At 55.6% G+C, this 14,063-nt stretch carries 16 protein-coding genes; 4 read left to right on the top strand and 12 right to left on the bottom strand.

All coding sequences use genetic code 11. The features are described 5' to 3' along the window. Positions 1 to 6: 6 nt before the first annotated feature. The gene (locus HK107_RS14410; protein ID WP_173201022.1) at positions 7 to 666 is read right to left on the bottom strand and encodes a DUF4386 domain-containing protein; all 660 of its coding nucleotides are present in this window, start codon (positions 664 to 666) and stop codon (positions 7 to 9) included. A 90-nt stretch (positions 667 to 756) separates the two neighbouring features. On the opposite strand from HK107_RS14410, the gene HK107_RS14405 reads away from it, so the two are divergent. Then, on the top strand, positions 757 to 1,176 hold the full coding sequence (locus HK107_RS14405) for a hypothetical protein (RefSeq protein WP_173201020.1): 420 nt from the start codon (positions 757 to 759) through the stop codon (positions 1,174 to 1,176). A gap of 32 nt (positions 1,177 to 1,208) precedes the next feature. On the opposite strand, the gene HK107_RS14400 is transcribed toward HK107_RS14405, so the two are convergent. From HK107_RS14400 to HK107_RS14360, 9 genes are all read right to left on the bottom strand, one after another. Further along, positions 1,209 to 1,694 (bottom strand): AAA family ATPase, encoded by a 486-nt coding sequence (locus HK107_RS14400; RefSeq protein ID WP_173201018.1) that lies wholly within the window; start codon positions 1,692 to 1,694, stop codon positions 1,209 to 1,211. After that, positions 1,691 to 2,080: a cupin domain-containing protein gene (locus tag HK107_RS14395; protein ID WP_173201016.1), complete on the bottom strand. Its 390-nt coding sequence runs from the start codon at positions 2,078 to 2,080 to the stop codon at positions 1,691 to 1,693. Before HK107_RS14395 ends, HK107_RS14400 begins: the two co-directional genes overlap by 4 nt. A gap of 79 nt (positions 2,081 to 2,159) precedes the next feature. Continuing rightward, positions 2,160 to 2,660, bottom strand: coding sequence for a DoxX family protein (locus tag HK107_RS14390; protein WP_173201014.1), 501 nt, complete (start codon positions 2,658 to 2,660; stop codon positions 2,160 to 2,162). Next, entirely contained in the window at positions 2,657 to 3,286 is a 630-nt protein-coding gene (locus HK107_RS14385; protein ID WP_173201012.1) for a TetR/AcrR family transcriptional regulator, read from the bottom strand. The genes HK107_RS14390 and HK107_RS14385 overlap by 4 nt, the downstream gene beginning before the upstream one ends. A gap of 319 nt (positions 3,287 to 3,605) precedes the next feature. Beyond that, positions 3,606 to 5,282 carry a serine hydrolase domain-containing protein gene (locus HK107_RS14380; protein ID WP_269815645.1) on the bottom strand — a complete coding sequence of 559 codons (1,677 nt, stop codon included), beginning with the start codon at positions 5,280 to 5,282 and terminating at the stop codon, positions 3,606 to 3,608. Between the two features lie 30 nt (positions 5,283 to 5,312). After that, positions 5,313 to 6,455, bottom strand: a complete 1,143-nt coding sequence (locus HK107_RS14375; protein WP_173201008.1) for a helix-turn-helix domain-containing protein — start codon at positions 6,453 to 6,455, stop codon at positions 5,313 to 5,315. 224 nt (positions 6,456 to 6,679) lie between these two features. After that, a complete protein-coding gene (locus HK107_RS14370; protein ID WP_173201006.1) occupies positions 6,680 to 7,480 on the bottom strand; it encodes a PhzF family phenazine biosynthesis protein in 801 nt (266 codons plus the stop codon). A gap of 96 nt (positions 7,481 to 7,576) precedes the next feature. Further along, entirely contained in the window at positions 7,577 to 8,998 is a 1,422-nt protein-coding gene (locus HK107_RS14365; RefSeq protein WP_173201004.1) for a serine hydrolase, read from the bottom strand. Positions 8,999 to 9,061: 63 nt separating this feature from the next. Next, entirely contained in the window at positions 9,062 to 10,015 is a 954-nt protein-coding gene (locus HK107_RS14360) for a bifunctional helix-turn-helix transcriptional regulator/GNAT family N-acetyltransferase (protein WP_173201002.1), read from the bottom strand. 88 nt (positions 10,016 to 10,103) lie between these two features. Between HK107_RS14360 and HK107_RS14355 the strand changes: the two genes are divergently transcribed. From HK107_RS14355 to HK107_RS14345, 3 genes are read left to right on the top strand one after another with little or no spacing between them, the layout of a single operon-like run. Beyond that, complete coding sequence (locus HK107_RS14355) at positions 10,104 to 10,493, top strand: cupin domain-containing protein (protein WP_173201000.1); 390 nt, start codon at positions 10,104 to 10,106, stop codon at positions 10,491 to 10,493. Then, positions 10,490 to 11,878 carry a pyridoxal phosphate-dependent decarboxylase family protein gene (locus HK107_RS14350; RefSeq protein ID WP_173200998.1) on the top strand — a complete coding sequence of 463 codons (1,389 nt, stop codon included), beginning with the start codon at positions 10,490 to 10,492 and terminating at the stop codon, positions 11,876 to 11,878. The genes HK107_RS14355 and HK107_RS14350 overlap by 4 nt, the downstream gene beginning before the upstream one ends. Next, positions 11,878 to 12,498 carry a LysE family translocator gene (locus HK107_RS14345; protein WP_173200996.1) on the top strand — a complete coding sequence of 207 codons (621 nt, stop codon included), beginning with the start codon at positions 11,878 to 11,880 and terminating at the stop codon, positions 12,496 to 12,498. The genes HK107_RS14350 and HK107_RS14345 overlap by 1 nt, the downstream gene beginning before the upstream one ends. 401 nt (positions 12,499 to 12,899) lie before the next feature. On the opposite strand, the gene HK107_RS14340 is transcribed toward HK107_RS14345, so the two are convergent. Together HK107_RS14340 and HK107_RS14335 are read right to left on the bottom strand one after the other, a co-directional pair. After that, a complete protein-coding gene (locus HK107_RS14340; protein WP_173201545.1) occupies positions 12,900 to 13,634 on the bottom strand; it encodes an RES family NAD+ phosphorylase in 735 nt (244 codons plus the stop codon). Further along, positions 13,634 to 14,044 carry an MbcA/ParS/Xre antitoxin family protein gene (locus HK107_RS14335; protein ID WP_173200994.1) on the bottom strand — a complete coding sequence of 137 codons (411 nt, stop codon included), beginning with the start codon at positions 14,042 to 14,044 and terminating at the stop codon, positions 13,634 to 13,636. The genes HK107_RS14340 and HK107_RS14335 overlap by 1 nt, the downstream gene beginning before the upstream one ends. Positions 14,045 to 14,063 lie beyond the last annotated feature (19 nt).

Genomic DNA, 14,063 nt, shown 5'->3' with positions numbered 1-14,063 from the left:
ACTGCGCTAGGCATCCTGCAACTGGGCACGCCACGCAAATGTCTTCACCCCGGCGAATAGGATCCACAACAGGAACGTGATTTCCCCTAATGCTGCGATGCTTCCCACGAAAAGTTGGATAGTCGCTGCATGGACAGTATAGTCTGCATACAGCGTAAGAGCGAGCGTGTCCGCACCGTAGGCGAGGCCCGCTGCGATCAAGCCGAGGCCGAGCAAGCTCGGGAGGAAGGTGGATCGAAAGATCAACACACCCAGCACGATCAGATGCAAGCCAAAAATTCCGAGCGAAAGCGTGAAACCAGCATCGTAGGCTGCGAAGCGCTCCTGTAGGCTTGCTAGCTCCACAGTAGGAAACAAAGCGCTGAAGAGGCCCACCAGAGGTACGATATGGGCAATAACGTAGAGGAGCCGTAGTCCCATCATGCCGCCGGCTAACAAGCGCCCAGCGGGAAGCATCAGCTGGTACAAGAGAAACGCGATAAGCAAATCGATGATCTGCACAACAACCATGGCGAGCAGGCCAAGTCGAAGTGTCGACACGGAAATGTCCGCCTGAAGTCCTGCTGCAGCGGGGGTGACCACTGCAAAGTACGACCAGCCCGCCAGAATCGCGAGTGTTAGATACAGTACGCCGATCAACCGCGGTCTTGGTTTTTGCTGGATCATTGTCACTGCTCCTGTTGCTGAATTGACCAAAATGGGTCCGTCTGTTTCGGCGCAGATGGTTCACGATGATGAATTGCGCTAGGGTTCCGCATGGCGTTTTCTCTGAAGCCAATCGCCAATTTGCTCTCTCCGGTAGTTGTTGCTGGGGTCACATCGGTAGCGTTCTGCGCCGTTGTGCTATCCATCGTAGACCCTGCTCAGAGCTGGAAAGCTCTTCTGGCAGGGCTGTTCATCCTGGCTGCAGCCGTTGCAGTTCTCGCTGCGAAACCCCAAGCGCGGTCAGGGGAAAAACCAGGACAGCGCATCCGCTTGGCCTTTATCGTGGCCAGTGTGATGGTGACCAGCCAACTTGCTTTTGCTGTTGCACGCGCAGTTGGGTGGTTTGCGGAGGAGGGCAACGTTGAACGGTGGTCGCTGCAGTGGTTCGTCGTGGCCATCGCCGCGGTTGCGACAGAAATGCTGACGTCTCGGAAGAAGCGGAAATCAAAAACAAATGATGCCGAAGACTAGTCTGCACAGCGGTGTTCCTAAACATGCCCGCTTTAGACGACCGTTACGTTGAATTCTTCTGATTCTTCTGACGGCTCGAAGTATCGCGTTACTTCTCTGAAGACCTCTTCCGTGTCGAAATTTGCCCGTTCAGGCTGCTCCTTTCTACGTTCTTGCAGCCGTCTCAAGCAAACATCGTCGTCAACTTGGAGATAGTAAAGTTGATGCGGGATACCACGTGGCCCGTAGATCTCCTTGAACCACGCCCTTTGCTTTTTCGTGTTACCCGGAAAATCCAAAACTACGCTGGTACCTGAAATCAAAATCTGTTCCACATGGACCTTCAGCAAAGGCTTTAGTCGCGACGAGTAACGAGCATAGTCGCTAAAATCTTTGATCTCGCCCGGGAACAAATTGGCCAACCATTCATCTTCTGAGATGAGGACAGCGCCTCGTTCGCGGGCAATTTCGGCGGACATTTTGCTTTTGCCAGCACCCATCTTGCCGCTGAAGAATATCAGTGTGCCGAAGACAATCATCGCGCAGCCTGACCTTCTGGGCCAAGCGCCGACGCATGACGTTCGACGCGGGGATCTTCCTGTTCTGAATAAAGCGACTGTCCAGGCGTGAAGTAGATGAACTTTGCGCCATTCGGTGCGCCAGGTTTATGCCAGATACCCCGGGGGACAACGAAGGAAGAACCGGCCGGCGCAACATAGCGCTGCGCTGTTTTCTCGAGGAGGGTAATCTCGACAGCCCCCTCAATGACATAAAAGAATTCGTCAGTATCTGGATGCATCTCCCAACCCGGGGATACCCCAGTGAAGCTACATGTACCAAAGCTTCGACCATTGAATGCAGAAAACTCAAGAAACGTTTCCTCTGGATTGCCCGCAAGCATTCCTAGTACGTCGACAACATTCATAGTGACATCCTCGCAGTGACTATCTTAGGCTCAAAAACCTACCCTTCAGGGTTGGCGGAATTCTGAGTGCTACGCACAATCAATTGGTTCCGTCTACGGATCGTTGGTGAGGCCGAACAGATGTGGTCTCGCGGACACCAAACCAGTACGCCCAGCCAATCAGCAGGACTTGCAGGGGTGTTCTGATCAACAAATAGGACGGACCCCACTGGTGCCCGCCCAAACCCGTTTCGTTCAGCGCGGCATACACATTTGCTGGGAAAAACAGGATCAAAACGAGGATACAAAGCTGTGCACCGCGCTTTCTCCATGCCGGTACCAGAAGCGCTAAACCGAGCGTCGCTTCCAAGACCCCCGTTGCGTAGACAAGCAGTAAACGGTGAGGGACGAACGGTGGCAGCATTTCGATCATTCCTTCCGTCATGACAAAGTGCCCGACGGCGAAAAAAATGAACGCTGCGGATAGTCCGATGATGGCGCCTAGTCGGTACAGATGAGGCCGTTGCACCATTGCGCCGATCGCTGCCCCGACCAACGTCGGCCCGAATAGAATTGTAATGATGATTAGAGGTGTCGTCATTGAAAGCCACTCCCGATAGCTTTGGCAAAATTGATCTGTTCAATAAGTTCTGTCGTCGTACGACCCAGGTCTTCGTGCGGCAGAACTGCGTTCAACCTTTGATCAATGGCCAGCACGGCGATGCCGTGAACCAGTCCCCAAGCGGCGGCGCAGGCGGTCCGGAGCTGGCGCTCGGATGCAGACGGCATGCACACACGGATCGTTTCGAACAGTATATTGAAGTTCTTGCTGCGCTCAGCGACCAGCCCTTCGGGCGCAGTGCTTCCTGCAAAGTCTGGCGTCTGGATCAGCTCAAACAGCTTAGGATTCTCGGCTGCAAAAACGACATAAGCAGCCCCAAGGTCACGCAACTGTTTGTGGGGACAGTCTGCCTCGTTCGCCGCCGTTTCCAATGCCTGATTAAACTTCTTGAGGCCTGCCTCCACGATAGCGGCCATCAATTTCTGCTTGTCTTTGAAGTGATGATAAGGCGCTGCGGGAGACACTTCGATTGCTTTTGCAACACCGCGCAGTGAAAGTGCGCTCGCTCCATCCTTTTCCACGATGACCATCGCAGCATCGATCAAGGCGGCCCTCAGATCCCCATGATGATAGCCATTGGCCTTGTTTTTCGCCGCGCTAGGCATGGAATCGCGCTCCTATCTAAGCAACGTTAAGATAGGAGCAAACTAAGCGGTGTCAAGATGGGTTTTTGGAGTTCGTCTCCCCTAGTGGAACGGTGACTGTTCGTCCGTCGGTCAGAGGCTTAAACTCGCCTCAACTCAGACACTCACGCTGCAAGGAGCACCATTCGCTTCTTGCGGAGAGTGAGCTTTCGCCAGACCAAGTCTCGGAAGGCGCATTTGCGGACATGACCTAGCACCACGCGGATAGGACAAGGTGGCGATGCTGCTTGCTGAATACTGCTCAGCACGTTCGACATATCGTAGCCCCCGCCGACACTCATCATCGGGCCGAAGGTTGCAACTGGAACCATACATCATCCGCGAGTGAGTTTGAGAAGAGAGCACCACTCACGCGAGAGGCTGGTCCACGAACAAAGCGAACCTCCTGGACCGGTCCGTCACCGAAGAATACATCCTCTGTAAACGGTAGTAATGAAGAGCTTCCAACGCGAGGATGGCGCAAAACAAGTGCTCCGTCCTCTGTACTCACGTCAAAGAAAACATCAAGCTCTTCGCTATAGTATCGCCCGAGATAGGCTGATGTATCGATGGCATCGGGATCGACCGGCTCAATGTTCAGACGCATACCGGGGATACTGCCGTGCAGTCCGAGGGTCCAAGCAAATCCCGGTGACTTGCCGCCCACGGGCCGATCAAAAGCTATGGATAAATCGGTTGTTCCTCCCACGAGAAACCTCCGCGGACCAATTTGGGGAATTGGGGCCCCTTCCGTAGAGCCATAAGGGGCGAAATACAGCGCCTTTCCGTCGGTCGTGATCGAGAAGATCACACCAGGGAACAATTCATAGTCTCCTGCATACGCCTGAAGATCAGCAGATGAGGCAGGCTGAAATTCAGCGGGCTCCCGAGGACTGCCGAAGAAGATATCGTCAATAATGCCATAGGCTAACTTTGCTGTATCAACGTCGAAGCGGTTGCTCATCACTGCAACGGCGAAGTTTCGACCTGGCACACGGATCAGAAAGGAACGGTAACCTGCATCGGTCCCGCCATGGGACCAAGTTTCAAGGCTGCGGTAGGAGCGCTTCTCTTGTCCGCGCCCGAGCGTGGCCGCGTCACCGGACAGGGCGAATGTCCGTTCTTCAAAAATACGCCACGCGTCCACGCTACCCACGGTCTGCTCGTTAAGTGCACGCGCCCAGATGAGGAGATCCAGCACTGTGGTCTGGATCCCGGTAGATGCAACCAGCTCGTATCGCAGGTCATCCCGCAAGAAACCATCGCCGGTAGGCTGGTAAGACATCGCCCTGTGCGGAATGATCTCAGAAAGATCCGTACGCATGATCGTTTGTGTCATGCCAAGTGGATCGAAGTACGCTCCCTGCAAATGCTCACGGTAGGACACGCCGGTGGTTCGCTCGATGATCTCACCGAGAAGAGCATAGCCGGAATTGCTGTACTCAACCCGAGCGCCAGGCGCGAAGTTGAGGGACACTTGATTCTCTAACAAGCGTTGGCGCTGGTCCTCGCTGAAGACATCGCCGCGTCGCCACCCGGCCATGGCAGACAGGCTGGACGCTTCGCGGAGGCCCGACATGTGGTCGAGCAAATGTTGCACCGTGATCTCAGGGCCGCGATACGCCAGTTCCGGCAAGTAGGTCCGAATATCCTCCTCGATGTCAATCTTGCCCTCAGATGCGAGTTCTGCGATCGCAAGAGCCGTGACCTGCTTCGTCAGCGATGCTCCGTGGAACACTGTTGTCGGAGTGATGGTCACGTCGTGGCCGACATCCGCTAAGCCCGTAGCGCCCGCGTAGACAACCTTCCCCTCTATCATCACCGCGAGCGCTAACCCCGGCGCTCCCTCTCTCTCCCAAGTAGCGAGGTTGTCTGAGAAATCGTATTTTGCGGACGTTGTCCCACCGTCCGACGCACAGGCCGTGAGGAGGAAAAGAGCGACCAGAAGTGCGCAAGGCGTCTTACGGAGAAGTATCATCGAGAGTTGATCCGTAGCTATCCGTCGAAGCTAGGGAACAGCGCGGGACGTGTCGTTCGGCTTCCCGATTTCGGAGGTTCGACTTTCCGCAAAATATTGTTCTGCCTTAACTTTATTGGCTAGGCGAAAAGCTGAGGGTGTCGTTTTCGCGAGCTTTCGGAACGCCGTGTTGAACGACGACTTCGATACAAACCCCGCCGCCAGCATGATCTCAGCCACGGTTTTCTCGGGCGCTGCGACAAGCAAAATCTTCGCCTGTTCAATCCGGTATTGGTTGACGAAGTCGAAGAAATGCACCCCAGCTTCGAGGTTGAGAAGAGCTGACAACTCCCGGGGTGTGAGGTTAGCTTCCAGCGCCAGTTCGTCGACGCGAAGGTCTGGCTTCAGGAAGAGCTCTCGCTCGCGCATCACCGAACGGACCCTCTCAAGATCACCCACGAAGGACTGTCTCGGCGCTGCCTTGCCGCCGGTGCCCACCGGGACCGAACGGCGATCAACACCGCGAAAGGTATCGGGCTGGAAAAGGGCAACCATTAGGATCGCGCTGACGACAAGCAACGCGACGAGAGCGACAAGCTGCTGCAGAATGCTCAGGGCGTTGGGGCCCACGCCTGCTATCATAGCAGCGTTCTTTGTCACCACCAGTAGGTGAGCGAGGACGCTCACCGCGACGAGGCGGCTGAGCCAAAGAAATGTCTGCGATCCCGCATCGGAAAACTCAGCCAAGTAACGCTGACGGAAGGTCGTCAAAACCAAAACGCAAGCGGCGGCATAGGCGAAAAACTGCAGATGAAGGAAAGCCGTCAGCACGCCGACTATCTGTGCCCAAGCCCCTGAACTCAAGGCGATCGCTAGAACGGACGCAACCATCCACGGCAACAGGTGCGGCCAATCCGCAAGACGGACGCGCCTACTCCGGAAGCACGCCGCGGCGACGAAGCCAAAGAACATCGGCATTTGCAAGAAGGCGCTCGTGAAGCGGAACCGATTAGCGAACAGATGCTCTGCCCAAAAGCTTTGGGCGTACCAGCCAGAGGTCTCAAACGCGGTCAAAACCAGAAAGGCCGCGAACAGCAGGTTCGAGGTCCGGGCTTCGGAACGGGCGAGAACGAGGTATGCTGCAAGGACACAGCAGCAAAAGAGCAACATCGCCGAAAAGGGAGCGAGCATCATCAGTTTACCGCCTTACGTTACTGATCCCGCTACCTAATTCTTGAAGGAGCAAGTGTTTTCGGTGATCAACGAGCGCGACCACATCCAAAGTACAGGGATGTCGGCGAGTTCGCTAACTCCAAATCCTCGGCTTTGAGCTCTTTGGATCAACGCAAGCGAACACCACGGAGAAGTTTGGTACTCCGTTTTTTTTTACCGTCAACATGACCGATGCGAAAAGGGTCTCATATTCGCGTTTCACCCGCTAAAACTATGCGGGCGTTGCTTCGGATGAGGACTGAGTCTTCTTGAACGCTTAGTGCCATCGTACCGGTTCGCCAGGATGATTGGAAAGATCTCAGCTCACGCTTTCCAAGCTTCTTTGCCCAAAATGGCGCCAAGAAAGTTTGAATGCCTCCTGTTGCGGGATCTTCGTTGGTGCCGCTCCAAGGCCAGAAATAGCGGCAATGGTAATCATACAGGTCCTCATTCGACGCTGCGGTCACCAACACCCCATTGATCGAGTTGTGCGATGCTCTGAGTGCAGAATAATCAGGTTGCAGCTTGCCTAGAACCTCCGTTTTCTCAATTTCCAGCATCAGAATTTTCGTCTCAGCGTTGAAGCGCACGCTCCGTACAGTTTCCAGACCGAGCGCCTCCAACAGACTTTCTGGAACGTGCGCTGACACTGTTTTGTAGACAGGAAAATCCATCCCGATTTCGTTCCCTAATCGTCGGATAGGGATGCGCAAACCATCAGTGTTGACGAAGCTCAAAGCGGGCAGCCCAGCTTCCTCAAATAGAACCGCAGCGGCTGCGATTGTTGCGTGCCCGCAGAGCGGTATCTCCATGACCGGCGAGAAAAAGCGGATCAACCAGGTGTCAGGGCTGTCGGTCGCTTGAAGAAATGCTGTTTCTGAGAACCCCAGTTCACGAGCGATCGGCAGGAATTTACCAGGTTCGAATGCATCGTCGATAAAGCAGACACCCGCTGGATTCCCGCAAAACGGATCGGCCGTAAACGCGTCGACAATAAACGTCTTCATTGGGGCTGCTCACGGCACAGCAGGATTGCGAGCGCCGCTTGCCCCCAGAGAACTCCGAGTAGTGATGTTTTCGAGCCCACCGTCATTTGGTATGCGTTATCCCTCTTGCCGCGATGGCAGAATGGCTTTGATTCTTTCAATCATTTCGCGTGCATGAGAGTTTTTGGGATCAAGCTCCAGAACACGCTTGAACTCGGCCAATGCGTCCTCTGGCCGATCAGCGGCCAGCAGGGCTTCGCCCAAGCTGTCATGGGTATTCGCTGAAAGGGGAAACAGCTCAGTGTTCAGCGAAAACACCTCGATGGCGTCTTCAACCTTCTCCTGCGCCAGAAAGTCGTAGCCGATCGCATTGAGCAATCCCTCACTGTTTGAAAGATCGTATCGCTCGCCCTGGCGTGCAGCTGCTCGGTAGGCTTCTACCACATCTTCACCGCTCATCGTAGAGTAGCCAGCGAGCGCAACCAGAAGCGGGGTTTTGGGGGGCTCGCCAGACGTAATCTCGTCAATCAGCATGTTGGCCAGCGTGATGGCGAGCCAGTTGTTGAAGGTATCATCCGTACAGACCATGACACCCACTTTTTGATCAGGCGCATACCGGATGTTTGCCCTTGCGCCACCACCACTATGACCGACCGTCAGTATACTGTTCCTACTATCTATTACACTTCCGAGGCTGTAATCGTCGAAGAGATACCTTTCGTCGAGTAAGAGTTCTTTCCAGTCTTCTGGATCGATAATGACCCCCGTGTTGAGGCCCAAGAACAAGCGCGACATATCTTCTGCCGTCGTTTGATAGCCGCCCGCGCTCAGGATGAGCGACGGCTGAGTTTCGTCGGTCACAGAGGGGTGGGATGTGTTGGTCATGCCCGCAGGTACCGTGATGTATCGGTCAACAAGGGCATCAAATGTCAAACCTAACTTGCGAGCCAGGATGACCTCACCAACAGCATAGCCTGATTGTCGGTAACGGGAGAATTCGCCCGGGTTGAAATCCAGTGGAGCACCTCTAATCAGGCGATAGATGTCTTCGTTCGTGGATGACGGCTCTGAAGCAATGGTGCCGAATTCTGGTTTGTTCACGGCCATCGTGATGCCCGAGCTATGATTCAACAACCTGAAAAAGGGAATCGCCTGCCAGTCGGAAGGCGCATCTACCAAGTACTCACCAAGCCCTGTTTCGAGATTGACGACCCCTTCACCGGATAGCTTCGCGTAAGTTAGAGAAGCCAACACTTTTGTTGCTGAATACAGTCCGCACTTCGTGGTGGGAGTGTAGGCGTCACCATTCGCCTTCACTCCAAACCCCTCGGAAACGAGCACATCGTCTCCTGCGACAGCCGTGACGGCCAATCCGTCGACCTCAAACGCAGTCATCAAGTCAGGAATCTGTCGAACGGTTGATAGGTTTGGTGCAGCGGCACATCCCACCAAAGCTGTTGCTGTTAAGAATGAAGTTAGACAGCTGGAGCCCCGTGGGCCGAACTTAGAACGTGCTCTTGCTTTTTGGTCTTTTGACATGATAATCTTTTTACTGCACTGCTGGTTTGGTTTTTTAATGTTGCGTACGCTGGATAATGGCGATCATTCGCGAAAACGCATCGCCACGTCACACCGATCGTAGCGGCCACCAAACCGCTCCATGATCTCGCCATCCTGTTCGAAACCAAGTTTCTCATAGAGCTTGAGGGCGGCCGTGTTTCGCTCATTGCTCAGCAGGAAGAGCTTGTCTCGCCAGCCCAGTTGCCGAGTGTGTTCCAGCACGAAGCGAAGCAAGAACTCGCCCGCGCCATTGCGCCGGGCGGAAGACCGAACACCCATTTTGGTGAGTTCGGTGAACCCGTCGGCTTGGCGCTCAAGTGCGCAGGTTCCCACGATCCCCGCTTCCCCATCTTGAACGAAGAAGATCAGCCCACCCTTATCGATAATATTTTTCCGTGGGCGCTTTAATAAATCCTCGTCGCGTTGTTCGATTGTGAACATCGCGCTGAGCCACTCCATGTTGATATCGTGGAAATGATGAGCAATATCGTCTGTATAGTGAAGAATTCTCAGCGTGTTGCCTCGGACTCGTTCCAACATAGACTGGTCTTTCAGTCGGCGCTCGATCTCAGTCACATTCTCAAGGATATCGCCTGATAGACCTTGGGTCAGGTCGCGCGCTGCCGCCTCGACCCGGGGCCACATCGATCGCTTCAACCGATCAACACAATCGCGCCCCTCGTCCGTAAGTGATAGTTCACGAACTCGTTTGTCGTTTTCTGCCTGGCCAGAGGCGACCAATCCTATTTTCACGGCTTCAGATGCCGCACGTGTTGTCGCTGGCTGACTGACCCCTAAGGTATCGGCCAAGTCATTCACTGACATGGGCCCGTATCTGTCCAGTGCGGCGATCAGCGGAAATTGTCCCGGCTGAAGGACCTCACCGCTCTCTGAATGAATCTTGGAAGCATCAGCAAGCAATGCCTCTGCGAGCCGCTTCAAACGGCTCGCAAGAGCCAAGTGACCAAGGTCCTTCAATACGTCTTGCTCTTTCATATAACAAGGTATATAGCAAGGTATATGGTTTGTCACGCCCTTTCCTGGGATCAAACCTCAATCCTTTTGCGCGCTGAAGGAGCAAGAAATGTCAGCCCTTAATCTGCTTTCCGCAGCTGAACTGTGCCCGGACACATGGTCTCCCATGGTTGTGGCGGATGTAAACGCCACTTCGGTCAAAGTGGCCCGGGTGGAGGGCAACTTCGTTTGGCACCATCACGAGGAGGAGGACGAGGCTTTCCTAGTCCTCCGAGGTGAACTGAAGATTTGTTACCGGGACCGCGAAGCGGTGGTTCTGAAGTCGGGCGACTTGCATGTGGTGCCGCGCGGTGTGGAGCATTGCCCGCAAGCTGAAGAAGAATGCTTCATTGTACTGATCGAACAGTCTTCAACCGCACATACGGGCGAGGTCGAATCGACACTAACGCGTTCGGCTGAGGAGCAACGCGACGCTGCCGAAGTGGTTCTAGGCCAATGACGACGCAGAACCAAACCACCTCATTGTTGGAGGCCGCCCATCGAGCAAGCGTCGCCTACACAAGGGATATCAAGGCACGTTCAGTCGCACCATCGCCTGAAGCATTGTCAGCGCTCCAAGACATTCACAGCGAGCTTCCGGAGGGGAGCTGCGATCCACTTGAAGTCTTCGATCGCATCGATCGACTGGGCAGCCCAGCCACGGTCGCGACGACAGGGGGGCGCTTCTTTGGCTATGTTGTGGGTGGCGCGCTTCCTGTCACCATCGCGGCCGCTCAACTCGCTGCGGCCTGGGATCAGAACGCTGGCACATGGAACCTGTCTCCACCCGCAGCAGAGATGGAAACCGTGGTCAGCCGTTGGTTGCTTGAGCTCCTGGACCTGCCTCGCACCAGTGTTGTGGGTTTTGTAACCGGCTCAACGATGGGGACGTTTTCAGCTATTGCCGCAGCAAGATCCGCGGTCTTGAAAAGGCTCGGTTGGAATATGAAACGCCAAGGCTTGGCCGGTAGTCCTCCGCTCAGAATTGTTACGTCTACGGAATGCCACCCAACGAACTTCCGTGCCCTTGGCTATGCGGGCATTGGGCTCGATCAAGTTGAGTATGTGCCGACAGACCACGAAGGTCGCCTTGACCCTAATCAGATGCCCGAACTCGACGACCACACCATCGTGTTGCTCCAGGCAGGCAATATAAATTCCGGCAGCATGGACCCTTTCTCAGAGGTTTGTGACCTTGCGAAGTGCGCCGGAGCGTGGGTCCACATCGACGGGGCCTTCGGTCTTTGGGCGCGTGGGTCGCGTCAAACCAAGGCCATGACCAATGGCGTCGAACTGGCGGACAGCTGGTGTGTTGACGGCCACAAGTGGCTGAACTTGCCGCAAGACAATGCGATCTATGCCTGCCGCGATGCTGAGGCTGTGCATGACGTTTATGGGGTCAACGCGACCTATCTCATCCGTGATGGTGGTGTGCGGGAGCCGCAATGGTTCACGCCAGAACTCAGCCGGCGCTCACGTGGGGTGGAGTGGTACGCAGCTCTGGCAACGCTGGGGCGTGAAGGGGTTGAAGACCTCATCAACCGCTCCTGCCGTCACGCAGAGCGCTTCGCACAAGGTCTCTCGCGAGCGGGATATGAGATCCTGAACGACGTGACATTGAACCAGGTTGTTTTCGCCCTTCCGAGCGACGCAGAAACAAAGCTTGCTTTGGAGAGTATTCAAAAGAGCGGCGTAACTTGGCTAGGGCCAACAACATGGAAGGGGCGATACGCGATGCGGATCAGCGTGTCGTCGGCCGCGACAACCGAATGCGACGTTGAGCAATCACTTCAGGCTATGGTCAGCGCAGTTCCCGCGTGCCGATCGGCCGGTGCAGATTTATGATGTCGATCGAACTGCTGCTGACGTTTATCGCATTCGCATTCACAGCTTCAATTACTCCGGGGCCGAACAATCTGATGATGATGGCATCGGGGAGCGTATTCGGCTTTCGAAAGACCCTGCCGCACATCACCGGCGTTGTTCTCGGTTTTGCGGTGCTGCTGTCAGCGATGATTGCCGGTCTCGGGCTGGTCCTTGAAGGTCTGCCCGCCATCACGATCGGCGTGCAAGTTATCGGTGCAGGCTGGCTGTTCTGGCTAGGCTTAAGCTTGTGCCTTTCTGCTAAGGATCACAGTGCAGTCACTCGGCACATCCCAAGTGTCACTTCGGCGCGCCCTTTCCGAGCTATTGAAGCGGCACTGTTTCAATGGGCGAATCCGAAGGCTCTTGCCATGACTGCTTCGTGCGCTGCCGCTTTCAGCGCCCTTGCACCGTCAGTGGTCCTTCGATTGACGGTTATGGTCACAGTATTTTCCGTTATCGGAGCTTTGACCAGCGTGCTATGGACGCTCGTCGGCTGTAGGCTGGCAAAACTCCTCGCAACCGGAAGCAGCGCTTACATCGCTCAACTCGTGATGGGACTTCTCTTCATCGCAACATCTATCGGACTTCTGATTGTTTAGATGCTTTGCAGACTGATTAGCCTCCCGGTTACTTCAGACATCTCCGGCTGCGAAATCCAACACTTGTCTTAAACAACGAGCGGCCTGCCCTGAGACGGTGCAGGTGGCGCCTCGCCTTCTTGAGAAGTGGTGCACGGACGAACGAATGGTTACGTCTTTGCTGAAGAATGAAATCTGACACCTAATCGTCTGCGTTGCCGCCAGTAAAAGCCCGCACAGCTGGTGGCGAGACTTACTTGTCATGTCCGCAATTGGATACTTTGAGACAAAGTCATAAAAGGAAAAGTCGCCCGAATTCTGCGTGCCCTCCTGTCAGAACAGATGACGCCTACCCGTTCTGGCGAAAGACGGACGCTTCGAAGCCGTGGGGTCCCCTTCGTCGATCATTAGCTCGATCCAGCTTACCCATTCGAGTTCAAGCGCCACACCTCTCGGCTGGTCTCATCGCGGACGAGATCGATGATCGATCCGTCAAAATGATAGGCAAGGGCACGGCCTTGCATCGGCAGGCCGACCACGTCGGGCCAGAAAGCGGCGACGCACTCACCGTCAGCGTCGCGGACGCTCGGGAACACGATGCCGTCCGATCCTCCGCTTCTGAGTCGCCGGGCCAAGGCCTGCGAAACGGTGTAATCGTCGGGACTCAGCGCATCGGCAAAGCCACTTTCGCCCCTGAGGTCGTGGAACCTGTGATTGATCGGAATGATCAGCTCCCTGAATTGGGAGAACCATCCCGGCCTTTGCTTGGAGGCGCAATAGAACCGTGCGCGATGATGGCTCGTTTCGGCGATGGCTGTCTCGATCGACTTGGCGACGTATAAAGCACCGAATGTTCCGTCATCGAACCGTCCGGCATAGGCAGAGCTGATATGGACGAACGGCGCCATCAGGTACGATGCCCCCGGACCACTGACCCAGCGCGCCGGAGGAACTAGGGCCAATCGTCCGATCTGCTCCATGAGCCGGGGGTTGGTCTTCGCCTCCTCTGCGGCGATGAGGTCCCAGTCCGACGGGTCAGCGATGTCTTCGAAGAGATCGACCGGCGGGTGCCGCGTCGAGATGATCCGCCGGGCGTCCTTCCACCGAACCCGGCGGACTGGTGGATCTGCTCGCCCCCCCGCGCTGCCCTCGGACATCACCAACCGCGGGCGGCGTCGAGATATTGGCGGACGGCGTAAAGGTCCATCAGGCTGCCCCGCAGCATGATGTCCAGTGGACGCTGCTCCTCGAAGTCGGTGTTGGGTGTGCTAGCCCAGCCATAGGCGCGGTCGTTCTCGGTGAACAAAATGCGCAGCGCCTTGTGGATGCCCATGAGTAGCGACAGCCGGGTCTTGAGATCGACGCCCAGACGGCCGATCTCCCCGCGTTTCCATTTGGCATATTTGCTGGGCGAGATACCGCCAAGCAGCGTGCACGCCTCGGCGTCGGTGAGCCCCCATTTGCGGAAGAGGTTCACTGATGCACGCGCCATCGCAGCACCGCCTTCGTCACCGATGCCGGTGGGATCGTCATTAACGCGGCTCGGTGCTTCGCGGACCAGTTCCATGGCAGTCTCCTTGTGGGAA

Origin of the sequence: Parvularcula mediterranea (assembly GCF_013085255.1) — a bacterium.
GTDB lineage: Bacteria > Pseudomonadota > Alphaproteobacteria > Caulobacterales > Parvularculaceae > Parvularcula > Parvularcula mediterranea.
The sequence above is the reverse complement of the archived record's forward strand: the minus strand, read 5'-3'. Positions and strand labels throughout refer to the sequence as shown.